The sequence below is a fragment of the Ancylomarina sp. genome, from assembly GCF_041555295.1.
Classification (GTDB): domain Bacteria; phylum Bacteroidota; class Bacteroidia; order Bacteroidales; family Marinifilaceae; genus Ancylomarina.
Genome location: NZ_JBFFKR010000011.1, coordinates 1 through 25,788, shown reverse-complemented (window position 1 = coordinate 25,788; position 25,788 = coordinate 1). Strand labels below are relative to the sequence as shown.

General features: G+C 37.1%; 15 protein-coding genes. 14 read left to right on the top strand and 1 reads right to left on the bottom strand.

What is annotated here, in order from left to right:
• Window positions 1-354 precede the first annotated feature (354 nt).
• The 14 genes from ABY905_RS02070 to ABY905_RS02005 all read left to right on the top strand — a co-directional run bounded on the left by ABY905_RS02070 (window position 355) and on the right by ABY905_RS02005 (window position 24,322).
• A complete protein-coding gene (locus ABY905_RS02070; protein WP_372639937.1) occupies window positions 355-7,020 on the top strand; it encodes an aminotransferase class I/II-fold pyridoxal phosphate-dependent enzyme in 6,666 nt (2,221 codons plus the stop codon).
• Window positions 7,021-7,215: 195 nt separating this feature from the next.
• Window positions 7,216-7,689, top strand: a complete 474-nt coding sequence (locus ABY905_RS02065) for a protein-disulfide reductase DsbD domain-containing protein (protein ID WP_372639935.1) — start codon at window positions 7,216-7,218, stop codon at window positions 7,687-7,689.
• A 77-nt stretch (window positions 7,690-7,766) separates the two neighbouring features.
• A complete protein-coding gene (locus tag ABY905_RS02060) occupies window positions 7,767-7,931 on the top strand; it encodes a hypothetical protein (protein ID WP_372639933.1) in 165 nt (54 codons plus the stop codon).
• 256 nt (window positions 7,932-8,187) lie between these two features.
• A complete protein-coding gene (locus tag ABY905_RS02055) occupies window positions 8,188-8,664 on the top strand; it encodes a DUF4625 domain-containing protein (RefSeq protein WP_372639931.1) in 477 nt (158 codons plus the stop codon).
• Window positions 8,665-9,943: 1,279 nt separating this feature from the next.
• A complete protein-coding gene (locus ABY905_RS02050) occupies window positions 9,944-12,028 on the top strand; it encodes a cytochrome c biogenesis protein CcdA (protein WP_372639929.1) in 2,085 nt (694 codons plus the stop codon).
• 388 nt (window positions 12,029-12,416) lie between these two features.
• Complete coding sequence (locus tag ABY905_RS02045; protein WP_372639927.1) at window positions 12,417-15,218, top strand: M16 family metallopeptidase; 2,802 nt, start codon at window positions 12,417-12,419, stop codon at window positions 15,216-15,218.
• Between the two features lie 614 nt (window positions 15,219-15,832).
• Entirely contained in the window at window positions 15,833-16,750 is a 918-nt protein-coding gene (locus ABY905_RS02040; protein WP_372639925.1) for a universal stress protein, read from the top strand.
• A 16-nt stretch (window positions 16,751-16,766) separates the two neighbouring features.
• Window positions 16,767-17,384, top strand: coding sequence for a hypothetical protein (locus ABY905_RS02035; protein WP_372639923.1), 618 nt, complete (start codon window positions 16,767-16,769; stop codon window positions 17,382-17,384).
• 21 nt (window positions 17,385-17,405) lie between these two features.
• A complete protein-coding gene (locus ABY905_RS02030) occupies window positions 17,406-18,281 on the top strand; it encodes a DUF2764 family protein (protein ID WP_372639921.1) in 876 nt (291 codons plus the stop codon).
• 21 nt (window positions 18,282-18,302) lie between these two features.
• A complete protein-coding gene (locus ABY905_RS02025; protein WP_372639918.1) occupies window positions 18,303-20,066 on the top strand; it encodes a V-type ATP synthase subunit A in 1,764 nt (587 codons plus the stop codon).
• Window positions 20,067-20,100: 34 nt separating this feature from the next.
• On the top strand, window positions 20,101-21,429 hold the full coding sequence (locus ABY905_RS02020) for a V-type ATP synthase subunit B (RefSeq protein ID WP_372639917.1): 1,329 nt from the start codon (window positions 20,101-20,103) through the stop codon (window positions 21,427-21,429).
• Entirely contained in the window at window positions 21,398-22,021 is a 624-nt protein-coding gene (locus ABY905_RS02015) for a V-type ATP synthase subunit D (protein WP_372639915.1), read from the top strand. The genes ABY905_RS02020 and ABY905_RS02015 overlap by 32 nt, the downstream gene beginning before the upstream one ends.
• Window positions 22,018-23,844, top strand: a complete 1,827-nt coding sequence (locus ABY905_RS02010) for a V-type ATP synthase subunit I (protein ID WP_372639913.1) — start codon at window positions 22,018-22,020, stop codon at window positions 23,842-23,844. The genes ABY905_RS02015 and ABY905_RS02010 overlap by 4 nt, the downstream gene beginning before the upstream one ends.
• Before the next feature lie 22 nt (window positions 23,845-23,866).
• Window positions 23,867-24,322: a V-type ATP synthase subunit K gene (locus ABY905_RS02005; protein WP_372639911.1), complete on the top strand. Its 456-nt coding sequence runs from the start codon at window positions 23,867-23,869 to the stop codon at window positions 24,320-24,322.
• A 329-nt stretch (window positions 24,323-24,651) separates the two neighbouring features.
• Here ABY905_RS02005 and ABY905_RS02000 read toward each other — a convergent pair.
• Window positions 24,652-25,788: sodium:solute symporter (locus ABY905_RS02000; protein WP_372639908.1), on the bottom strand; the 1,137-nt coding region annotated here is incomplete at its 5' end.

Here is a 25,788-nt window from a genome sequence, read left to right as displayed (position 1 = left end):
TATAATATAACAAAAGGGAGGAACTTTGATACGCCTGCTTTGACTACAAAGCAGGGGGCACCCTTTTTACATTTAATTTGTGTTCATCTGTGTAATCTGTGGTTCAATATTTTTTTCATCATAATTAATATGCAGTTCCGAGATCCAGAAAGCGCCTGTTTTTTTCTTAAGGCAATAAGTTATATAGATAATGGTGGTTTAAAATCAATAGAATCATAAAAAGCTATTACGCAAAGGTTTGCGAAATTATTAGTGGGAAAAAGCATAGTTAGGAGTGAAAAATCTCACTATATTTACATGACTGATGATAAATAATCATTAGTAAGGATTTCTAACTAAACAACCAGAATTAAAATGCACGTATCCGGAAGGCCACAATCCGAATTAAATTACGAGGCACAGGTTTTTATCAACCTGTACCAATCTTTGGGAGAAAGAGCAGAGAACTTTCTTCCACATCGTATTTTTGAAAGCCTTACTCAATTTGTAAGGCTTTGTTATGAAGAATCAGACGATCCGGTCAATCAAGAACTGGAAATCAACAAGCGATTATTAGACCTTAAAGAGTCTATTCCTGCTTATGTTGATGTTTCCCTGATGATTTTCCCTCATGAAAACTCGAAAGCATTTGAGTACAGCGCCAAACGACAGTCCTTTGTCAACAGAATTAACCACCTGATTGACATCGAAGCGGTAGACGAGAAAGAAAAAAAACAGCTGAGACACATTTTAAATGCCCCTGATTTTTCTGTTGGAACACCACCCGTTAGCCAACATTTAATCAATTTCCTGTATCAAATTTTACTTGGCGATAAGGTTCGTGAACTACGAAAGTTCCGCGACGTTATCGGTGTAAACGGTTATATCGAAGAAGCGCAATGGAATTACCTTTTGGATGTGATGGATCAGCTTGTTGTTCAAAGTACCCATTACACCACAGCTAAGGAGAAAGAGCACTTTTTAACCCGTACCGAATCGACTGTCAATTTTAAGGGTTTGAATGGCTTTATCAGAACTCTGGTTTCCGGAACGGCTGACACGGCTATTAAACTCATTCGTGATGAGATTTTCCAGCCTGAGATAGTTCGAGTGATTGAATTCACAAGTCCCGATGAGGTTTACGATCAAATTTGTGAAGATACAACCAGCATCTTTATCGTAAAGGTGCAGCATATGCGTCGAAACCCACTGAATGATTTTAAATGGTTTCCCTTGCTAACGCGTATGATTTTTGTTGATTGTTCGCCTGAATCATTGGCATCTAACACCAGCCTGGTATTCTCCTTCCACAACGAAGTGATTAATACCTTAAATAAGGTTCATACAAAGAAATTGGGAGCGCCGGCGAATACGCAGATGAATCTGCGTTTGATTCTTGATAAGGTGAATTCCCGCAACTTGGAGAAATTCCGTTTGGCCGCCGAAGCTAAGATCAAGGATTACGAAGAGGAGTTGGCTCGTCTGAAAAAAGAACAATTGGCAGAACCTGAAAATCCTGATCAGGATATCATCTTATATAAGTTTGATGAGTTCGCTCGTCAGATTATTAAAGACAAATACATTTTGTCGAAACTGGTTGCATTCATCTCTTTTGTTGAGAATATAAAAGATTCAAAAAAGCAGACTGAGACCATTGAGATTTTGCTTCAAGAGTTTGAAACTCGCATGAAGTCCTATTTCTATGGAAATAGCAAGGATATTGACTTGGCGACCATTGTTGAAGGTGGAGGTCGAAATCAGTTGAAAACTTATGGTGAATATCTGCTCGAGCGTAAGTTAAAGAGTTTAAAAAAGGATGTTGTTGAGCGTTGTCGTGTCATTCTGGATATCATTCCAGATAGCTATCAGCGTACTCTTCATAACCATTTTCATAAGAATTTTGGCATTAATCTTTTCCTCGAAAAGTATAAGGAGTATCTCATAAAGGTTGAGAATGAAGCGGATAATAAAGGCCGTTTCAGCAATCTTTTGATTGATCTTGGCATAGAGAAAAAATACGAACAGAAAAGCGAGGAGGATAAGCAAATTATTCGTGAATTTATCTCAGGTTTGGGCAATCTGGAAAAGACATCAATCTCTGATGATGTTCAGATGATTATTCGTGATTTAGTTTTGAATCGCAATCATGTGAAGCCTTTCATTTTCTTGAATCAGCAAGCAGCCTGGGAGTATAAAGATTTGTTCCCAATTGAGCAATTTGATATGAATGCTTTCGATGTTGAGATTGAATTAGATGAGGAAGGTCGTATCGATTACGAGCGCTTTTTAACAAAGCTGCAGCGTATTAAGAGTTCGTTTCAATTGTTTGATGAGACAGGTAGTTTGTGGGATAATTTCTGTGCCAATTCGACCATCTTAATCAACGACCCATCGAACCCAACAGGCTATACGGATTTTAATAATGTGGCATTAATAAAATTCCTGAAGTTCATTAGCAATACACAGTTAACCCTCTTCCTGGATGAGGCCTATAACGATTCTGTAAAGATTGATGATCCTGAGGAGCCAAAGTGGAGAACGATTTCTTCCTATATCATTAATAATATAACCAGTTACGCGCGTATTTCTATGGTGGCATCCATATCGACCACTAAGAATCTGGGAGCAACTGGCGATCGTTTGGGAGCCTTAGCAGTAACCGAGGCTAAAAAAGATTTAACGGCTTTTGCCCGTAAACAATCAGATGCAAGCAGGGGGAATTCTTGCTCGCTCTTTATGTTGGTCAATGTTTTGGAGGTTGCTCAGCAAGCCAAGCGAATTAAGGTTCAGATGGATGAGGCTCTTCCTAAGGATGCTTCTCGTCATAAGGTGAAGCAAAAGCTGGAGAATTTTATTAAATCGAAGGTGAAAAGCAATGTCCCTACAACCATTGCACTCAGTTCGGAGTCCACCAAGAGAGAATCTTTGTTTGAAGGGAGTCCGCTTCATATTTTCCTTTTGGATGAGCTAGTGTCTTTAGATAAGCTTGATGTACTGGAACTTCCTGATGATTTTAAATATAAGGGAGAAGCTTTCTTTTCCTATTACAAACAGCATATAGTTGGTGAATTGAACCAATTCCGTGTGAATAGAATCTTTAGATCCGAATCAATCAAGCGATTGAAGATGGCTAAGGAAGTGGCTGCTAAAATCATAGAAGAACAGCAATTCAGCGATGTGGGATTCTTGAATTCTGAGGGGGCTTACTTATTCAATATGACATTGAAGGGTTATTCTTCCTATCAGGATCTGGAAGCTTTTACTCAGGTGTTTGCTGAGAAAAGAGGCATTGCTGCTATACCTTACAAAACGGGTATTGTTCGTTTTTCACTAGGTGACTATGTGGAAGGAACCGAGGCTAGCTATCAGGTTTATGCCAAAGAGTTAGAAAATGCATTCAGACTGTTTATCACAAACTGGATTCGTTTTAATGAAGGCAAGAAAACGGGGGGACTAGAGAATGATGCCGCTTTAAATGAACTCTTCCCAGTGAAATTGGATAGAGAGTTTGTCGATTCTGTCCTTGAGGATTATAAGCAGATACGGGATCTTGAAAAACGTACGAATCAAAGCCTGAAGATCAATGATATTAAGACCATGTACCATGCATTTCCTAATGTGTGTGGCGTGAGTATTAATTCTATTGGAGATTCTACGAATGCAGTGATCGAATTCTACGAGAATATTGGTCAGTGTACCAACTTGGTTGAATTTTTAAGTAGTCAGGCTTTCTCGAAGATTTACGAGAATCTATTGCCTCAGATCTACAGGAACATACCTGCAATTAAGCATTTGGATATCAATGAAGTTTTGGCTCGTTATGGCAAGCCAACCATTCAGAAATATGTGAATAGCAAGTTGAAATACCAGCCTAATGCTCATGTTCTTGACGGTCCGGATGAGAAGTTGATCATGACGGAAATCCTGATTGATATGGAGCGTATTCTCTTCTCAGATTCCAAGGTGAAGATGTTGGTTTTGAATGCCAATGAAAAAGATCCATCGGGCGATTTAGCGAAGCTTGAGGGTTATAATGTTATTCTACGTAAGTACATACGTGAAATTCTCTTGCACTTCAACCTGCCTTTCGAGAAAGAGTTGATAGAACCTTCGGTTGAGCAGTTGTTTGCAAAAGCAAGTGAGCGCCTGCAGGAGATATCGGGTAAGCAGATGAATGGCGTCAATTTTGATTTATTGGTTCATGATTTTTTACAAAATCTAACTTCAGAAAAAGGTTTGGCTGAGTATTCTCATAAGAATCTAATATTTACTTCTGTTCAGTCAGAATTTGAGACGTTATTAAAAGGAAAATCTGCAGAAGAGAAGCTACTTGCTATCTACCTGATTCAATCAGATGTGGCCTTGCTTAAGAATTTGATGGATTCTGTGAATCGTTTGTTCCGTGGATTGGAAACACATGATGAACCTGATACACGATTGTATTCTGAGAGTTTGATCGCTAACGAAGCCAAGGTATTGCTGGAGCAAATTGTTCTTCGTAAATCGTTTAAGTTAGTCGAAGAGCAGATTGTAAGCGAAGCCAGACAAATGAGTTTGTTCTTGACTTCTGCTTTGAATCGCACTCGAAATACACAGCTTTACAATAGGTTCAATCATATTTTGATTAAGCTGTTGAGCATGGATTATCTGTGCCAAAACTCCAAGCTGAATGAGATGATTCAACATGGTTTTACTCTGTATCAGGATTTTGAAATGGAGAACAAGGTTTTGGATACCCATGAAAATGGGAAGCTCTCCTGGATTAATGAGGTGATGACCAAGTGTGGTGTGATTGCTGCCGAGCAACCCGTTCAAACGCACACGCGTATGAATACCGATGCAAAAAAGAGGGAGTATCCATTCCATAAAATTGATAGAGCCAATCTGGAAGATCTTAAGATTTCGGGCCCTGGTGAACAATCGCCGAGAGAGTTTATCAAGAACATGTCGACACGTCCATCTTCAGATTTCTTTGCGACGCGTATGTCTAAGTTTATCCAGAATATGGATATTGACGATTACCGTTGTCGAATTGTAAAAGGTGGCTTGGTTAACGAACTCTATGTTTTCCAAAAGTCGTACATGAAGTACCTGGCTGATAATTATCGATTGATTCAACCAAAGGCGGTGAGTTTGAAAGAGGCTAAGAACTTTGTGCCGGATATCGTCTTATTTTTAGGTGCACCAGAGAAGGTGATTTCCTACCCACAAATTGGCTATTTCGACTTGAATGGGCCGAATGGAAAAATCAAAACGATTGTGACGCCTCTTAAAAAATCGGTAGACTATTTTGGAGATGTGAAAAAGCCAAGATTAACCATGCTGAACGAAAAGGTGAAGGAGATGGGGGGTGCTCCTGTTCACGGCTCATTCTTTGTGATTGAAGGTGATGATGGTTCTTTGTTTGGTCTCTTAATCAGTGGTGACTCTGGAGTGGGTAAGTCGGAAATGCTCGCAGCTATGATGCTGAAGTGGTTGAAGAAAGACCTGCCAGGGATTCGTTCTATCAAGCTGGTTGCGGGTGATATGCTTCATCTTTTCCCTGATACTGAGGGGAATTTATATGGTGTAGGTACCGAGCTGGGCGATTTTTCTCGTGTCACTGATTTTGATCCGGAATACATCAAGCAATACAGACCTCTATTCGAGTCGAGTGCCGATTCTAATGTGGAGGATTTGAATTCAAGATCGACCATTTCGGGGTTCTGCGACATTAGCATGCCTTATAAGGTTGATATTATTTTAACAGCCAATAACTTCTCTAAAAATGAGGCGGGTATTGTGAAATACTCCAATGCCGAGAACTTTATGCTTTATCGCGATGCTCACGGCGAGCGTAAGGAAAAGGCAACTTCTCAGGATAACCCTCATTTCCAACGAACCTTATTGCGCTATACGGCCGATAAGAATATTGTGGAAGTTTTGGATCAGCATGGTAATTATTTGGATGAAGTTCTGGATTGGGAAAAGGATCCAAAGAATGGAAAATGGTACCTGGCTTCTTCCTATAAATTGATTGAAAAGATCGATATTGAAGAGGTGGTTAACAAGATATTTGCCAAGAAACAATTCCATAGAGAGGGATTGGATTTAGAGCTTAGATCTATCCGCTTTGATATTATCAAGAATCGATTTATTGTGACAGCTCAGTCTGAAGATTCACCTGTTGAGTTTGTTTTGGATAGAACTTTCTTTAGCAGCATCTTTAATTCTTTGGCGAGTACACCAGGTGGTAACCCATTTATTCATGAAGATGATGAGTTGGAGATTCGTAAGCATCTGATTGAAGTCCTTAAGGGAGGTAAATCGGGTAAAGGAAAAGGCAAGCATATACAGTGTGGTATTCTTTCTACCGATTTGGGTAAAAAAGGGAAGGAGATTACCGGACCACAAAAGGCTGCTCAAGATGTGAGACGATTGATACAAGAGGTTCGAAATGCCAATCCGGACATTCACAAAACAAAGAATGTGGTGAAGAAGGATATCGAGCAAAAGTATGGCTGGTTATTCTTACATCATAAGAAGAGTTTGGAAGTGGAGCGATACAATTTCTTTTTGTACCAAATGGAGCAGATGAGAAAGGCTCGTTTTACCAGGCTGGATAATGCAAAGAAAGCGGTTGATTTTTCAATGTTGGATGGTTATGAGCCGCTTCCAAAGAATCATCAGTTTAGTCCTTTGTTGGTAACGCCAAATATTAATATTGAACTGAATAGTTTCACTGAAACTTATGAGCAGTTAATGTGGTTGCCAAATAATCAGGACTTTGCTGAGTCGTTTTACGAGGACTGTGATCAGCTTTATATTGCAGAAGCTTATAGTGAAGAAACTATTGTCAATAACATGATTATTCAGCTTCTTTTGAAGAATGGTTATATTGCTGTTGAGGATCTTTCCCGTGGAAAAATTACAGAAAAAGCGAATCGTGAAACCATTGCAGCGGCTAAATTTGCGGCAGTGAAAAAATACCGAGAGCATACGGCAAAAGAGAGCAAAGCCTCTTTATCTGACTCTAAAAAGCAAAGCAAAACGAAAAAGTAGCCTTGTTTATCTTATTACTTTTAAAGCCATCCTTAGGGGTGGCTTTTTTCATAAAGAATGGCTTATAATCAGAGAATTAACATCCTTTAATGGTTTTTTCTGTGTATTAATTCACCCATCTTGGTATTTTAGGGGTCATTATTATAGTGAGATGCTATTTTACGACATTATTTGTACAAATAAATAAAAGAAGATATGAACAGAAGAATTACAGTATTAGTTAGTTTGTTGTTGATGGTGAGCAGTATGTCATTTGGGCAAATTCTAACCCCAGCCAAGTGGAAAGTGGAGTTGTCGAAAAAAGAGATTAAAGTAGGTGATGTGATTGATGTTGTTTTTAAGGCAAAAATTGATCCGTCATGGCACTTGTATTCAAATGATTTTGATCCGGATTTGGGACCTATTTTGATTGAGTTTGACTTCGAAGCTCATGCCAGTTATGAGCGTATTGGTAAAGTTAAGCCAATGAATGCAAAGAAGCACTACGACAAAATTTGGGAAGGTGATGTGAGTTATTTTGAAAATACGGCCGAAATGCGTCAGCAGATTAAAGTACTGAGCTTACCATTAAAAATAGAAGGAACATTCGAATTTCAGTCTTGTTCTGATGAAAGTGGTCAATGTGTGCTTGGTGATGATGAATTCGATTTGAACTACCCTGTCAAGTAATAAAAAATTTCATTAATATGATATGAGCCATCCTTCGGGATGGCTTTTTTTAGCTGACGATAATAAAAAATACATGAGTGCAGATTAAGGATGATTTACTGGCTCCAAGTGTTGAATTAAAGAAATTTAGAGCTCTTAAGCGTGTCTGCCATACTTGTTGTGATCCTGCTGGTTGTGTTGAGTCAACATTTGAAACGAGTTATGAAATGGTTAAACTTCCTAACTGCCCAAGGCGAAATTAGGGATCGTTAATTCTATTGATCAATAAAGGGAGAAACGATTGTTTTCTCTCTCTTGTATCTATATACCTAGAAAAAATAATTAAAGAATTAATGTAACATTTATTAATTTCCTTTTATCAAATTTCTACTTCCGTTTGCACTAATAAACTGCTGTTTAATGGAGAAGTCCTATTAATACTCTTTTTTCTGGATTTTGAATGACTTTGAATTAACTATTTTTAACAACTTCAAAATAGTTAGTCACTAATTTTAACCAATGAAACATTTTACCCCATTAAAGAGAATATTAGTCAATCACTCTAAGTTTATTAAAAACGGAGTCTTACTTTTAATTTTACTCCCTAGCTTGGTTTTTGCAAACAATACGGATCAAATATCTCCAAAAATAGAACTACATAGTCCTAATACCCGTTTAGAAGTTTTACGTGGAGGGAATATTCATGTTAAAGCTCACCTGATAGATAATCAGGAATTAGCATCCTATAGAATTGTTATAAGAAAGGGAGGTATCTCTTCAGATCAATATGCCGATGCTTTTTCAACTCATCAGCAATTGGATGCAGATGGAAATGCTTTCCCAAGTATTTTGGGTGCTAAAACATATGAACTCAATTTAGAAGTAAAAGTTGATGAGAATGCCATAGTTGGAGATTATCACTTTACACTTTTTTTAAAAGATAAGGCTGGGAATGAACAAATGGTTGAGCGTTTCTTTTATGTTTGTCGTCATTAAGACAGTATTTATTGAACTAGTAACCTTATATGATATTGAACCACCTCTATTTAGAGGTGGTTTTTTCTATAATCTAGGTTTTGCAAAAACTGTATTTCGACATTTTATTTTCATCAAGTTGTCAGTGCTCTAATCGAAATAAACAATTGTCCATCATTTACCACCTCTGGTAGCCATAAAATTACCAATGGGATGTGTCAAATTACCGATTGAATACATAAAAGTCCCGATGGGAGGGTGTGACCTGCCTCGGGACTAATAAAATTAGGTGTTTCAAGAATTAATCGTTTAAATATTTCTTTTTACGATCTTCGTCCTTCCAAAATACATATCGACCGTATTCACGAATTGTACTTACCCTTTCTGCGAGTAGGGTATAAGCTTTGTCTCATAATCGTTTATTCTCACAGCTTTCGTCTTTCGATGCATCTAATAATTCTGATATGCTGTGTGAAGTTGTTCTAGCATTCTGCAAGTTAGTAACATCGAACCCAGTTTTATTTAAAGGGTCTGTTTTTTTTACCCTAGCACGGCAAGCTCAACCAAATCCTGAATTATATTGGCATGCCCGCCGCCTTCCCATATGCGCATCATTTTTTTATTGAGAGGAAATTATTTGTATTCGACTGTCAGGTTCCAAAGTTTGTTTCGACTATTTCAGTGATATATGATCGGGAGGAAGCTTTATATAAGTACGGTTTTGGTTCTATTTAGAAATTGAGGCTTTCTTTCAGGTCATATCTATTTTGAGATTGACTTGTTTGAATATAATCCAATGAATTATGAATTGCTTCGAGCTGCAATTGTTAACTCCTTGTTAAAAGAACGACTGTTCTAACAAAAAACGCGAAAAATAGGCTTGGTTTTGATCTGAATTTGTCAAATTTACCTCAGATTAGGCACTGAATGAGGAGAACTGAAAAAAATAGGGGTAGAATATTAATTTTTTTTCCAGAAAATTTAAATTTTTATTTCCTTCTAATCTAGATTAAATGTGAGAGTGTAAGTTTAAGCAAGTTAAGCCTCTTATTTAAACTTGATTAACAAAACAATTGATGTGATTGTTTTGTTAATGGTGGGCTATCTTGCTGATTTTAATATTTTTTGATAAAAAAAATGAAATCTGATTCACCCTTTTTGCAAGAATAAGGGTCTTATGAGTGTAAGAAAATTGAAAATAATCAAAAAACAGAATATCTCTTAGGAGACCAAAATCAATATTGAATTTGTGGTATAATGATTTACCACACACAACAACAACTAACAAAAACTAAGACCAATGAAATTGAATTTTAAATTTGCTCTCGTTTTTATTTTGAGCAGCATGATTACTTTAAGTGCATTTAGTCAGATTGTTCAGCCAGCCAAGTGGAAGGTTGAATTTTCGAAGAAGGATGTGAAGGTAGGAGAAACTCTTGAAGTATTAATTAAAGGAGATCTTGAGGATACCTGGCATGTGTATTCGAACGATTTTGATCCTGATTTAGGTCCTATTGTAGCGACTTTTAATTTTGTAAAAAATGATTCTTACGAATTAGTTGGTAAGGTTATACCAATTAATGCCCATAAACACTACGACGAAGTTTGGGAAGGTGAAGTCAGCTACTTCGAAAAGAAAGCTGAATTCCGTCAAACAATAAAAGCTCTTAAAGCAAATGTGAAAATTTCAGGTTCGTTCGAGTATCAGGCATGTACTGATGTTTCCGGACGTTGTGTAACAGGTGAAGAAGATTTTGATCTTGCTTTAACTGCTAAGGCAGGCACGGTAAAAGTTGCAGCTAAAGAAGCAGTAAAAGAAACTGTAGCTAAAAAAGAAGAGACAAAAGAAGTTGTAGCAGTTGTTAAGGAAGAAGTTAAAGCTGATACAAAAGATGCAGCTCCAGTAGAAAAGGAGAAAAAATCAAAGAAAGGTCTTTGGGCAATTTTTATTGCCGCTTTTATTGGTGGTTTGATTGCAATTGTAACACCTTGTGTGTTCCCAATGATTCCTATGACAGTGAGTTATTTTATGCACTCAGGTGGTGGTAATAAAGCTAAGGGAAGAATGAATGCTTTTTTCTATGGTTTCTCAATTATTGCAATCTATACTATTATTGGTACTATCCTGGCCGTTGTAATGGGGCCCGATTTTGCTAACTTCTTGAGTACACACTGGATTCCAAACGTGCTGTTCTTCATCATCTTTGTTGTATTTGCATTCTCATTTTTTGGAATGTTCGAAATTACAATGCCAAGTTGGATGGTAAACAAGTCAGTTGCAAATGAAGATAAAGGTGGGTTTATGGGTTCATTCTTTATGGCTTTCACACTTGTGTTAGTTTCATTTTCATGTACAGGACCAATTGTAGGATCTATTCTTGTGGCTTCAGCAGGTGGTGAAGTTTTGATGCCAATTATTGGTATGTTAGGATTCTCATTAGCATTTGCACTTCCATTTACATTATTTGCAATTTTCCCGGGATGGTTGAACAATATGCCTAAGTCGGGTGGCTGGTTGAACTCTGTGAAAGTTGTGTTAGGATTCCTGGAACTTGCTTTAGGATTGAAATTCTTAAGTATTGCAGATCAGACTTACCATTGGGGAATCTTAGATAGAGAAGTTTACTTAGCTATCTGGATTGTCATCTTCACATTAATGGGATTCTATTTGTTAGGGAAATTAATGTTCTCACACGATAGCCCGGTTAAGCATGTTAGTGTTCCACGATTAATGTTAGCAATTGCTACATTCTCTTTCGTGGTTTATATGATTCCAGGCATGTTTGGAGCTCCGCTTAAAGCATTATCGGGCTTTACACCTCCAAAATCAAGTTTAGATTTTGATATTCAGTCAATGGTTCGTAATAGCGGTGGTTCTGGTGGAACTCATCAAGCTAAGATCAATGCAAAATATAGTGATTTTCTTCACTTGCCACATGGCTTACAAGGTTACTTCGATATGGATGAAGCTAAAGCAGCAGCCAAAGCTCAGAATAAACCCTTGTTTATTGACTTTACGGGTCACGGTTGTGTAAACTGTCGTGAGATGGAGTCAAACGTATGGTCTAATCCTGAAGTATTGAGACGATTGAGAGACGATTATATCATCGTAGCGATGTATGTTGACGATAAGAAAAAATTACCAAAGGAAGAGTGGGTTGTATCTAACTACGATGGTAAGACAAAAAAGACATTGGGTAAGATTAATGCTAATTATCAAATAGAGCATTATAACGTAAACGCTCAACCCTATTATGTGCTTTTAGATAACGAAGGTCAAGCTTTACATACGCCTAGAGCTTATGATTTAGATGTAGATGCATTTGTTAAGTTTTTAGATGAAGGCATAAAGAATTTTAAGAACGGAACAAGCGTTGCACTTTAGTTTTCAAGTGTAAATAAGTCGATATGTTTGCAGCGCTCTTGTTCTTTAAGTATTTGCAAATAGTTTTTTAATTATTTTTTTTAGTTAGTCGGTAGAGGGGCAGGATCCGTATAGAATCGTTTGGTGTCTTAGAGGCACAATCTTCTTTAAAATCATCTTTGGTCGGATCTGATTTTAGAGAAACTGAAAGCGAGCTCTTGGATTCTGTCTTTTCTTATTGAAAATTATTCGCTAATAGTTGAAGAATTTCAAAGTTGAAAGAAACCAGTTAAACATCTAGTATGTTTTCCTTTTAAATCAAATTCAGTTGAAATAGATTAAAATGTTTTGTACACCACTAAATAAAGCAGGCTTATCTATTGAATTAACTGGATTAAATATTTTAAATATGACTTCAAAATTAAAATTTTCACTTCTATTGTGTTTTAGCATTCTAGGACTGAACTCTTTTGCTCAGTATACAACTACTGTACCTACCAATGAGGCGGTAAAGACGGGTAAGCTGGAGAATGGCATGACGTATTATATCATGCATAACGAAGAACCTAAGGATAGAGCGAGCTTCTACTTCGTTCAGAATGTAGGTGCTATTCTTGAAGATGATGCACAGAATGGTTTGGCTCACTTTCTGGAGCACATGGCTTTCAATGGCCTGAAGAACTTCCCTGGTAAAAACATGTTAGATTACTTAGAGAAAAACGGTATTCTGTTTGGTCGTGATATCAATGCATACACTGCTCAGGACGAAACGGTTTATAACTTGAGTAATATTCCTGTTGCAAGCGAGAATTTATTGGATTCGGCTTTATTGGTACTACATGATTGGTCTGGCGGACTATTATTAGAAGGCAAAGAAATCCAGTCGGAGCGTGGTGTCATTCACGAAGAGTGGCGTACAAGAAGAAATGTTCGTAAGCGTTTAGGAGATCAAACTTCTCCTGTAATGTATAATAACTCAAAATATGCTGATCGTGATGTGATTGGATCTTTAGATGTGATTGACAATTTTGAGCACTCAACATTACGTGATTATTACGAGAAATGGTATCGTCCGGATCTACAAGCTGTCGTTATAGTTGGAGATATTGATGCTGAGAAGATGGAAGCTAAAGTAAAAGCTTTATTCTCAAAAATCCCTATGCCTAAGAATACTGCTGAGCGTACATACTGCCAGGTTGAAGATTCAAAAGAATTGGCCTATGTCGCAGCTAAGGATAAGGAAGCAAAGAGTCTGAGTATTATGTGGGGATTTCGTTATGATTTAGATCAAGTGATCACAGAAGAGACCCAAAGACGCGATATGGCTAAATCGATGTTCTCTCAGATGCTTAAGTCTCGTATTTCTGAAGAAATGAAAAAATTAGAATGCTCTGCGGTTGGGATGGAGCTTGGTGGTTTTGAAATGGCTAGAACCAAAGGTCTTAATTATATTTATGTATCTCCTAAAATTGGTAAAGAGCTTGAGGCTTTTGCTGAAGTTCTTACAGAATTAGAACGTGTAAAGCGTCATGGTTTTAATCAATCAGAATTGGACCGTATAAAAATTCAAACTCAAAGATCATACGAATCGTATTATGCCAATCGTGCTAAAATAGGTAACGATACTTGGGCGAAGCAATTGGGTGATTTATTCTTAAAGTCAAAGCCTTTCCCTTCTATTGAGTGGGAGATGGCCTATGCGGCTAAAACAATCCCTGCAATTACGCTTGAAGAAGTGAATGCTATGGTTAATAATTATTCAGATGAGAATAATTCAGCATTGATTTTGAAAGGCCCTGAAAATGCGACACAGTATTACCCAACTAAAGAAGAGTTATTAGCTGTTGCAGCTAAAGTAAAGTCTTCTGATGTTGATGCTTATAATGATGAAGCTGGTGATCAGCCTCTTGTTGCTAAGGAATTAGCGACTGCTAAAATTACAAGCACATTCAAAGTTGAGGGAACTGATGCAAAAGGTTATGTTCTTGAAAATGGTGCAAGAGTTCTTATTCTTCCAACAGAATACAGCAAGGATAATATTTCAATGTCGTCATTCAGTTTTGGAGGAACATCATTAATTGCAGAAAAGGATTTAGCTTCAGCAGATATGGCTACTGGAATTGTTGGCATGTCGGGTGTTGGAGAATTCAATGCAACTCAACTTAAAAAGAAATTAACGGGTAAAATTGTTGGCTTAAATGCAAGCCTTGGTGAGTTAACTGAAGGTTTTTCAGGATCAGCTTCTCCTCAGGATTTTGAGACATTGATGCAATTGCTTTATTTGAATTTCGAAGCGCCACGTTTTGAAGAAGCTCCATTTAATGCACAAATGGCTCGTATCAAAAACTATCTTGCAAATATTGGTGTTGATAATAAGAAAGCTCTACAGGATACGATTTCATTAGCAAGCACAAACTATTCATCTCGCACCTTATTGTTTGGAGAGGAGTTTGTAAATCAGATTGATTTCAATAGAGCTTCTGAGATTTATAAAGAACGTTTCTCTGATGCAAGCGACTTTACTTTCATTTTTGTGGGTAACATTAATGAGGAGGTGCACTTACCAATAATCCAAAAGTATATTGGTAACATTAGCTCTACGAATAGAAAAGAATCTTTCGTCGATCATAAAGTTGGACCCGCTAAAGGAAAAACCAGCAAGATTTTTAATCGTAAGATGTCAGTACCAAAAACAACTGTAGTTTACTCTATAAGTGGTGATTTTGATTATACACTCAAGAATAGATTGATGTTAAATGTAGTCTCTCAACTTCTTTCTAAGAGATACATGACAACGATTCGTGAAGAAGAAGGTGGTTCGTATGGTGTAGGGGTTAGTCCTTCGTCATCTAAATTACCTACTCCTGAATTTTCTTTAGGCATCAACTTTGACTGTGATCCGGAAAAATGTGATCGCTTGGTTGAGATTGTCAATGCAGAAATCACTAGAATTCAAAAAGAAGCTTGTAACGCAGCAGATCTAACTGAGATTAAGAACAATTTCATTAAAAGTAGAGAAGAAGCTGAATTAGAAAATTCTTTCTGGATGGGTGCTTTAAAAAAGAATCAAATGTTAGGTTCTGAATTTACTTCTAAGGAAGACTATAAGAAATTGATTAAAGATATCGATGCTGCTTCTGTTAAGAAGTTTGCTAAGAAACTTTTCAAGAAAACGAATACTGTAGAGGTTATCATGAACCCTGCAGAATAATTTTGATTGTTAGTTTGTGTTAGTTGTTGGGCCGATAGGGATTTATCCTTGTCTGCCCAACTATTTTATACAAGTACCGATACACTTTGTATCGAAGATTTATAAAATAACCAGTCTCAGGTTAATCAGATTTAAAAGCTCAGCGATTCGCTGAGCTTTTTTTATAAGTCAATTTCTAAGAGAATGACCAAGTTTTCAAAGTCGGATTAACAACTCGTTTATTCTTGATATTACGAAGTAAATTTCCTTCCTATCCCTCATTTTATATTTTACATAGAATTCCGATGGTAGGATAGACCCTACTTTAAAAGTAGTGTAAGCCCTCTCTAAAACACGGATTCTCCCTAACTCACCAAGCCTGTTTTTCACATACCTTCATCACATCATATTTTAATCAAGATCGAAGCTAAATAAGGAGTGGTACAGGAAGTGTCTGATTAGTATAATACTAATGTTTGTGGGGTTAAATCTAAGGGGTGGAGAGCAGCGTAAATTATTATAAAGAATTGAATAATATCATCAAGACTTAAACCTTTCACAGACATATACTTTTAAGCATACGACTAGCTTATATCTCCTTATTTAGACTTCAACAAAAATGAAAGGGGTGCGCAATGAGATATACGCCGGAAATAAAAAAAATACTGGTTCCAATCACTAATCGAGATGAAGGAGCCTTAGTATTAAAACATGCAATGGCTTTTCATGAAATATATGCCTGTGAGATTATTCTACTATATGTTATAAGAAAAAAAACTGTTGTTCAAAGCCTGATGCAGGAGGACAAACAAAAGGAAAGAATAGAGATTTCTGAAAGGAAACTTGAAGTATTTGCCTTAGACTTTTTTGGCGGTAAACTTCCCGAATTTGTTAGTCTAAAAGTTGTTAAAGGACGTTTAATTCAGGCTATTCTTAAATCAGCAGAAGAAAGTAAGTGTGATTTGATAATAATAAAGAAGAGGAAACCTGTTCTTCGTAAATTTCGCTTCATTAAAAATGAAGATGAACTCATTGCTTCTTCAGCTTGTCCGGTTTTAACGATTCCTGAGAATAAGATTGAAACAAGCATAAATGATATTTTGATACCTGTTGATATTAGAAAAAAGGTAGACACAAAGGTTGCCTGGGTAAAATACCTCGCTCTAAAATTTAATGCCAAAGTACATATTGTCTCTGTACTCGACCTCGATATAGCTCCTAATAGCAGTTTAGCCTATCAAAAGGCATTGTCAATTGAAGAATCAATGAAAAAAGTTGGACTGGAAGCAAATGTATTATTGCTTAAATCTAAAGGACGAAACAAGCAAGATGTCATACTATCGCACATAGAGGCCTTGAAGCCAGACTTTGTCCTAATGATGACTCATCAGGAATCGATATTATTTGATCACTATATTGGTGAGTTTGCCTCAGAGGTTATTCAAAAGTCAACAAGTCCGATTTTTAGTCTGGTTCCAAGGAGAGAGACGCTGATGTCCCAATTAATAGAGCCAATAATTTCCCCAAAGAAATCCAGTGATATATTAATATAAATACCGATAGCATAAGATGAATACCAATGACAAAATAAAAAAACTAACGGATAAAATTTATCTGGAAGGGATTGAGGAAGCGAAGAAAAAAGCTGATCAGATTATGGAAAAGGCAAAGAAAGATGCTGAAGAAATAATTAAGTCAGCTAAAATCAAGGAAGTTGAAATAACAGAGCAAATACAAAAACAAGCTGCTGAGCTCAAAAAGAATACGGATTCAGAATTGCGTTTAGCTGCTCGCCAGTTTATCAGCACCTTAAAGCAGGAAATCACAAAAGAAATTGTCACTGCTCAAGTTGAAGCGACTGTTCAGGAGGCATTCACAGATAAAGATTTTTCGCAAAATATGATACTTTCCATGATTAATAAATGGAATCCTGAGAATACGGAATCAATGAGTATTAGTTTACTGCTTCCTAAAAATGAAGAAGTAGAGTTAAACGAATTTTTTAATAATAAGGCGAAAGAAATTTTAAATTCCGGACTTGAGATTAACTTCTTACCTACCATAAAAAATGGGTTTAAAATTGCTCCTAAAGACAGTAATTACCATATCAATTTCACGGATGAAAGCTTTGAGAACTATTTTAAACATTATCTAAAAGAGAAAACAAAGAAACTGATTTTTGATTAACCAATCGTTGAATTAAGCTACATGGATTTTACACTATCTAAAAGAAACTATTACTGTTTAATCTCCGGATTACCTGATATCATACTCGAGGATACAAAAACAGGGAAAGGCGGGTTAAGCTTGAAATTCAAAACGGATCTCTCAGAACAGTTGCATCCAAATGATTATGAATTAGCAAAATTGCTCTATCTGCATTACGATAATAAGAACTTACAAAATCTGCTTTTTAGACCAGTCAAACCATTTTCTATTCTAGGAAATTATTCACAGGCGTATTTAATTGAACAAATCAATGAACCTGAGAGGCGTGAAGATTATATTTTTTCATTAATCAATAGTTTAAAGGATGAATCGTTTAGTTTAGATAATGTGAATGTAACGCAGTCTTGGTTCTATTCTCATGTATTGAAGACAAAAAATAGCTTTCTGAAGCGGTGGTTTACCTTCGATAAAGACATGAAGAATATCTTGACTGCAGTTAATTGTAAAAAGTACAAGTACAATTCAGAACAGCATTTAATATCAGTTAAAAACAGTAATGACGTCTATAATATACTTGTTAAAAATGGACCAAAGGAGGACCTGTTGACTGATGAGCTCGCTTTTGCTGATGAAATAATACAGATTGCTGAATCAGACATGGATATTACAGCCAAAGAGAAAGCTCTCGACCTTATTAAATGGAAATTTCTGGATGAAAGTATTGTATTTAGCTATTTCACTATCGAAAAAATACTTGTATACATTCTCAAATTAGAGATGCTTGAGCGTTGGAGAGAGATTGATGATGAAACAGGTAAAGCTTTTTTCTCCAAATTGGTTCATGACCTTAAGAGTGGGTATGCCTTTACAGAGGAATTCAGTCTGACAAAGAGAAAAATAGTTGATAATAATTAAGGTATTAAAATATCATTCACAATGAATACAAAAGGTAAAGTTGCAGGGATTATTGCAAATCTCGTTGTTGTTGAGGTTGATGGACCCGTATCTCAAAATGAAATTTGTTATATCAATACGAGTGAGGTAAAACTAATGGCGGAAGTTATTAGAATCAGCAAAAATAACATTTATATACAGGTCTTTGAAAGTACTCGTGGGCTAAAAACCGGAACTGAGGTTGAATTTACCGGACATATGTTGGAAGCTACTTTAGGGCCTGGTATCTTATCTAAAAACTACGATGGCTTACAGCATGACCTTGATAAAATGGATGGCGTTTTCCTTAAAAAAGGGGATTACACGTCTGCTTTAGAAGATGATAAATTATGGGAATTTAAACCTTTGGCAAAAGTAGGTGATGTTGTTATTCCAGCTTCATGGCTTGGGGAAGTTAAGGAGAACTGGATGCCACATAAAATAATGGTGCCCTTTAAACTGGAAGGAACGTTTACCATTAAGAGTATCGTTAAGGAAGGTGAATACACAATAAAAGATACCATTGCTGTTTTAACGGATTCTGCTAATAATGAGATTCCGGTAACAATGGTTCAGAAATGGCCAGTGAAGCTGCCTATTAAAGCCTATAAGGAAAAGCCTCGTCCGTTTAAACTGATGGAAACAGGTGTTCGAGTTATCGATAGCTTAAATCCTATTGTAGAAGGAGGAACTGGCTTTATTCCAGGGCCTTTTGGAACGGGGAAAACTGTATTGCAACACGCCCTTTCGAAACAAGCAGATGCCGATATGATTATTGTTGCTGCTTGTGGTGAACGAGCCAATGAAGTTGTAGAGATTTTTGCTGAATTTCCAGAATTGGAAGACCCTAGAACAGGTCGTAAATTGATGGAAAGAACAACCATTATTGCAAACACCTCGAATATGCCAGTGGCCGCTCGTGAAGCATCGGTTTATACGGCCATGACCATTGCGGAATATTACCGTTCTATGGGCTTAAAGATTCTTTTACTTGCCGATTCAACATCGCGTTGGGCACAGGCTCTGCGTGAAATGTCGAACAGAATGGAAGAATTACCAGGGCCTGATGCCTTCCCTATGGACTTACCGGCTATTATTTCAAACTTCTATGCTCGTGCAGGCTTCGTATTTCTCGATAACGGTCATTCCGGATCGGTAACATTCGTAGGAACCGTTTCACCGGCTGGAGGTAACCTGAAAGAACCTGTAACTGAGTCGACAAAAAAAGCAGCACGCTGTTTTTATGCTCTTTCTCAAGAACGTGCCGACCGTAAAAGATACCCGGCTATTGATGCTGTAGATAGCTATTCTAAGTATATCGAATATCCAGAATTTCAGGAATTCATCAAGGAAAACGTTTCAGCAGATTGGGTTGATAATATCCTATTGGCCAAAAATATCCTTATCAGAGGTCGTGAAGCTTTTGAGCAAATCAATATTTTGGGAGATGATGGTGTCCCACTGGATTATCATCAAATATTCTGGAAGTCAGAAGTGATCGATTTCGTTATTCTTCAGCAAGACGCTTTTGACAAGATTGATGCTTCATCCTCTATCGAGCGCCAGCAATATATGATGAAAAAAGTACTTGACGTTTACTATACTGATTTTGATTTTGAATCATTCGAAGAAGTTAATCCTTTCTATAAGAGAATGATCAATGTATTTAAACAGATGAATTATTCTGTATTCAAGTCTGAGAAGTTTAATGAATTTGAGAATGAACTTCAGGCTATTATTGAAGAGAGAACTTTGGTGGCCGTCTAGTAATCACATATCAGTAACATTTTAAAACGACAGAATGGAAACAACAGCTTTTCAAAAAACATATACAAAAATCGAACAGATTACTAAAGCAACATGTTCTGTGCGTGCCGAAGGTGTTGGCTACGAAGAAATGGCTTCAGTAAATGGACGATTGGCTCAGGTGGTAAAAATTCAAGGGGATTTAATTACACTGCAAATATTTTCAGGAACGGAAGGGATTCCTACCAATGCAGAAGTTGTATTTCTGGGGCATGCGCCTAAATTAAAAGTGGGTGATGAACTCAGTGGAAGATTTTTCGATGCCTATGGACATGCCATTGATGGCGGACCTGAAGTTGACGGTAAAGAGGTGGAGATTGGTGGACCATCCGTAAATCCGGTAAGAAGAAAACAACCCTCTGAATTGATTGCAACAGGTATTGCAGGAATCGACCTGAACAATACACTTGTAACGGGACAGAAGATCCCTTTTTTCGCTGACCCTGATCAACCTTTTAATGAGGTAGTGGCAATGGTTGCCTTGCGTGCAAAAGCCGATAAAATTATACTTGGTGGCATGGGACTAACCAATGATGATTATTTATTCTTTAAGAATGTCTTCGAAAATGCTGGTGCTCTGGATCGAATCACCAGTTTCGTAAATACAACTGAAAACCCTCCGGTAGAACGTTTACTTGTACCCGATATGGCTTTAACGGCTGCCGAATATTTCGCTGTTGAGCAAAATCAGAATGTTTTGGTGCTTTTAACCGATATGACCCTTTATGCTGATGCCTTGAGTATCGTATCGAACCGTATGGACCAAATTCCTTCAAAGGACAGTATGCCAGGTTCTCTTTATAGTGATTTGGCAAGACTTTACGAAAAAGCCGTTCAATTCCCAAGTGGTGGATCGATAACCATTATCGCCGTTACAACGCTATCAGGAGGAGATATTACACATGCGATTCCTGATAATACCGGTTACATTACCGAGGGGCAATTGTTCCTGCGTCGCGATTCAGATATTGGTAAGGTTGTTATTGATCCATTCCGAAGCTTATCTCGTTTGAAGCAGCTTGTGATTGGAACCAAAACACGTGAAGATCATCCTCAAGTTATGAATGCATCAATCCGTTTGTATGCTGATGCTGCCAATGCGAAAACAAAACTGGAGAATGGTTTTGATTTAACTGACTATGATGAAAGAACCATAGAGTTTGCAAAACAATATTCAGAAAAACTGCTGGCTATAGATATAAATATTGACATCGATGAAATGATCAACACAGCCTGGGAGCTCTTAAATCGTCACTTTTCAGTATCTGAAATTGGGATAAAAGCTGAGCTTGTTGAAAAATACGGAAAACGAAATGGCAATTAAATTTCAATATAACAAGATGGCATTGCAGGGGCTTAATAAGCAACTGAACATGAGACTTAAAGCACTCCCTGTGATAAAAAACAAGGAAACCGCCTTACGTATAGAAGTTAAACGAGCCAAAACGAAGATTAAAGATATTGATGATGAACTCATTCAGAAAATAGATGCCTATTCATTATCACCAGGTATTTGGAATGAGTTTAATGAAAATCTGATTTCTGTTGCCGATATAAAAACGAGCACTAAAAAAATTGCGGGCGTAAAAACCCCTGTTTTGGAAGAAGTTGTTTTTAAGACTGAAGATTTCAGTTTGTTCGATAATCCGAAGTGGTATGCCCAGGGGGTTTCTATTGTAAAGGAATTAGGTGAGATTGTATTAGAACGTGAGTTTTTCAATCGAAAAATGGAATTGCTCAGTTATGCCCGTAGAAAAACAACACAGAAGGTTAACCTGTACGAAAAAGTTCAGATTCCTGGTTATAATGATGCAATAAGAAAGATTAAGAGATTCTTGGAGGATGAAGAAAATCTTTCAAAGTCCTCACAGAAAATTGTTAAGAACCGACAACAAAAACAGGAGGTAGAAGCATGATAATTCCAATGCAGAAATACACATTCCTTATCTATCATAGGGAATATAATCAGTTCTTAAAAGAACTGCAGGATCTCGGTGCATTACATATTATTGAGCGCGAAAATGAGTTAAAAGATGAGAGTAGTGACAAACATCAGCTCCTTAATCGCTTAAATTCTGCCATTCAGTTTTTAGAGAAAAGAGAGATCGAAGAAACAAGTGTTAGTTCTGAAACTGATGCCTTTAAACTTGTTGATGAGATTGTGGAAAACCAAAAGGAGTTGTCAGAACTTGAAGCAGATTTAGTAAGTTTAAATAAAGATCTTATTCAGGCAGAACCTTGGGGTGAGTTTTCGCACGAGGGTTTACAACAACTGCAAGATGAGGGGATTCATCTGAGATTTTTTGTTGCCTCAACAAAGAAATATCTTGAACTAACTGATGCCGAAATTCCGGTTGAATTGATATCTGAATTAAGAAACAAAGTTTATTTTGTTCTTATTCAAAAAGGCAACAAGGAAATAGAAATTGATGCTGATGAAATTAAACTACCTGAGTTTTCAAGCCTTCAATTAAAAGAGAAGATTAAGCTGATTGAAGATAGAATAGAAAGTGTTAAGAATAATTTGGATACACATGCAGGAGCTTCACTTCCTCTGCTTGAAGCCTGCAAAAATAAGATGCTCAATGCGCTTAATTTTGAAGATGTCATTCTTAACACCAATCTTGAAGCTGATGAAAAGCTCATGGTATTGGAAGGTTGGGTTCCGTCAACTGAAAAATCGCAGGTTGACAACTACTTGCAGAACAATAAGATCTTGTATGTAAGTGAAAAAGCACGTCCCAAAGACAGGGTGCCAATTCTCTTGAAGAATAATAGATTTAGTAAACTATTCGAACCTGTAGGGGCCATGTTTTCATTGCCGTCCTATTCAGAGCTCGATTTAACGGTGTTTTTCGCACCCTTTTTCATGATGTTCTTCGGCTTTTGTTTGGGTGATGCAGGTTATGGATTATTGTTTATTGTAGGTGCCGGACTTTATAAATTAAAAGCAAAGAAAGAGATAAAGCCATTACTTTCCTTAATCCAGTTTTTAGGGCTAGCAACTATTGTTTTTGGTGCTATTTCGGGAACCTTCTTCGGCATTAATTTAATCGAAACTGAGATTTCTCTTATAGCAGACTACAAGACTCTGTTTCTGAATCCTGATAAGATGTTTAATCTGGCACTTGTGCTGGGTGGATTACAAATTATTTATGGCCTGTTTATAAAAGCTGCAAACCAAATACGACAATATGGATTGACCTATGCTTTGGCAACATTTGGTTGGCTAATTGCCATACTAGGCGGTGTTTCTTACACCGTTCTTATAAGCATTGGTGTGATGCCTGAAAATAAAATCATATTGTATTCGATACTTTCTGCTGGTGCTTTTTTTATCCTGTTTTTTAGTGATCCAGAGATAAATGTATTCGCAAGAGTAGGAAAAGGAGTGTGGGATATTTACTCAACAGTAACCGGTATTTTCGGCGACTTGTTGTCTTATATCCGCTTGTTTGCTTTGGGATTATCTAGTGCCATACTAGGCTTTGTTATCAACGATATAGCCATGCAAATTCTAGGTGCTTCGAAAATTATGGGACCTGTTTTCTTTGTGATTTTCCTCTTAATAGGGCACACATTGAATATTATGATTTCATCGCTGGGTTCCTTTGTGCATCCTATGCGTTTAACCTTTGTAGAATTCTATAAAAATGCTGGATTTACGGGTGGAGGAGAAAGCTATAAGCCCTTTTCAAAACAATTGGAAACGATAAAAATTAAAACAAATAATAATTAATATTTAAAAGGAGAGATTTATTATGACTACTGCAATTATTTTAGCTTATGTCGGATTAGCGATTATGCTTATTATGTCAGGTATAGGAAGTGCAATTGGTGTTTCAAAAGGAGGTAATGCAACGGTAGGGGCATTGAAGAAAAAACCAGATGGTTTTGGTAGTTATTTGCTTCTAAGTGCATTGCCTGGTACTCAGGGATTGTATGGATTCGCTGGTTTCTTTATTATCAACAGTTCAGGAGTTATCTCTGCAGACATAACTATGTTACAGGGTGTGGCGATTTTGGCTGCAGGTTTAACTTTAGGTTTTGTTGGTTTCTTCTCAGCTCTAAACCAAGGTGGTGTAACTTCAAACGGTATTGCTGGTATTGGTTCAGGTCACGATATTTTTGGTAAAACTATGGTATTGGCTGTATTCCCTGAGTTGTATGCTATTATTGCTTTTGCTGCAACATTCTTAATCAGCGCAGGATTGTAAAAAGACACTTAAGGGCCAATTAAATAATAACCCTTGATCAATATGATCAGGTGCATGTTGAGTACAGAACTTTGTCTTCTAAAGACATCGTTGGTTTATAGTTAGGTTGCTTTTGTTTTCTGTCTCTTCATAACCTGCATCAAAGTCCGGAGTTTTTAACTTCGGGCTTTTTCTATTTACAGTGATTAGAAAGCTAGAGATGGGCAGTTTTTACATTTATCTAGCCAACAATTTTCTCTCATCTTTCCCTGAGCGCGTTGGAATTGCAACAAAATTAAGGACAAAAGGTTAAGTTATGCTGCTTGTTTTGTGTTCTAATGCTCTGGAACCTAGTTTTGTTTAAGGTCGGCTTTAGCAATAAATACCGCTGATTTACTTGTTTCAGCTTTGCTAACTAAGCTGGCTATTAAATAAACTAAGGCTGATCCAAGCATACCAATCAAAACATGTTTAGCTGTTCCAATTTCCCATGGAAGTGGGAGTTTAGCTCCCAAGGCCACTGCAAGATTGTATAGAGAGAAAATTGTTCCGAAAATCATAGATGACATCGCTCCAATTGTGTTTCCCCTTTTCCAAATAAAGCCTAGCATTAAAGGGACGAAAGCCCCCGTTGATAAAAGATCGGCAGCTAACCAGGAAACCTTTAGTATAGAGCGAATCTCGAGTCCAATGACCAAGGCTATAAGCGTGACAACAATTGTTCCTAGCTTTCCAACGATCAGGAGTTGTTCTTGTTTGGCATCAGGCTTAAATTTGTTTTTATAGATATCCACACAGAGTACCATAGCTCCCGTATTAATCAACGAATCCATGGTTGACATTATGGCCGAACAAATACCAACAAAGATTAATGCACCAAGGAATGGAGGCATGTAATCGTTAATGATTCCGGAAATAATACCTCCTTCAGGCATCTCTTCAAATAAGCCTAGAGCTAACATTCCTGTGAAAGTCACCATCAGGTAAAGGGGGATATAAACAAGAAAACTTAAGCCTATCATCTTACGAGCATCTGTAGGTGTGCGTGCAGCTGAAATGCGTTGCCACACATTGGCTTGTATCATCCAGGCAGATCCAAATGTGATGATGTAAACCATATTACTTGACAACTGATGGTCGAATGAAAAATAATCCTTCATATCCTTTGCTTCGGCTATGCTTTTTATAGCTGATATGCCTCCTGAATAATAGTAGGCATAAGCAAAGACCAAAATCGATGCGGATAATAGGAAGACAAATTGAATGATGTCGGTGCGAACAACAGCATTGAATCCTCCGAAAAATGAATAGAGTAAGACAATCCCTGTTCCAATAATGGCTGACATCTTATAATCTAAGTGTAGAAACTTTTCGAAGAATATACCAATTCCCACAATTTGTGAGGCAGCTGTAATCGTCATGAATAAGAAAATGAGCACTGACAGCATTAAGGCTGGTGCTTTTCCATAGCGTTCTTCCAATAATTG

Excerpts from the sequence above, each read along its gene's own strand:
- ABY905_RS02070 (WP_372639937.1), top strand. The coding sequence starts at position 355 with ATGCACGTATCCGGAAGGCCACAATCCGAATTAAATTACGAGGCACAG.
- ABY905_RS02065 (WP_372639935.1), top strand. The coding sequence starts at position 7,216 with ATGAACAGAAGAATTACAGTATTAGTTAGTTTGTTGTTGATGGTGAGC.
- ABY905_RS02055 (WP_372639931.1), top strand. The coding sequence starts at position 8,188 with ATGAAACATTTTACCCCATTAAAGAGAATATTAGTCAATCACTCTAAG.
- ABY905_RS02050 (WP_372639929.1), top strand. The coding sequence starts at position 9,944 with ATGAAATTGAATTTTAAATTTGCTCTCGTTTTTATTTTGAGCAGCATG.
- ABY905_RS02045 (WP_372639927.1), top strand. The coding sequence starts at position 12,417 with ATGACTTCAAAATTAAAATTTTCACTTCTATTGTGTTTTAGCATTCTA.
- ABY905_RS02040 (WP_372639925.1), top strand. The coding sequence starts at position 15,833 with ATGAGATATACGCCGGAAATAAAAAAAATACTGGTTCCAATCACTAAT.
- ABY905_RS02035 (WP_372639923.1), top strand. The coding sequence starts at position 16,767 with ATGAATACCAATGACAAAATAAAAAAACTAACGGATAAAATTTATCTG.
- ABY905_RS02030 (WP_372639921.1), top strand. The coding sequence starts at position 17,406 with ATGGATTTTACACTATCTAAAAGAAACTATTACTGTTTAATCTCCGGA.
- ABY905_RS02025 (WP_372639918.1), top strand. The coding sequence starts at position 18,303 with ATGAATACAAAAGGTAAAGTTGCAGGGATTATTGCAAATCTCGTTGTT.
- ABY905_RS02020 (WP_372639917.1), top strand. The coding sequence starts at position 20,101 with ATGGAAACAACAGCTTTTCAAAAAACATATACAAAAATCGAACAGATT.
- ABY905_RS02010 (WP_372639913.1), top strand. The coding sequence starts at position 22,018 with ATGATAATTCCAATGCAGAAATACACATTCCTTATCTATCATAGGGAA.
- ABY905_RS02005 (WP_372639911.1), top strand. The coding sequence starts at position 23,867 with ATGACTACTGCAATTATTTTAGCTTATGTCGGATTAGCGATTATGCTT.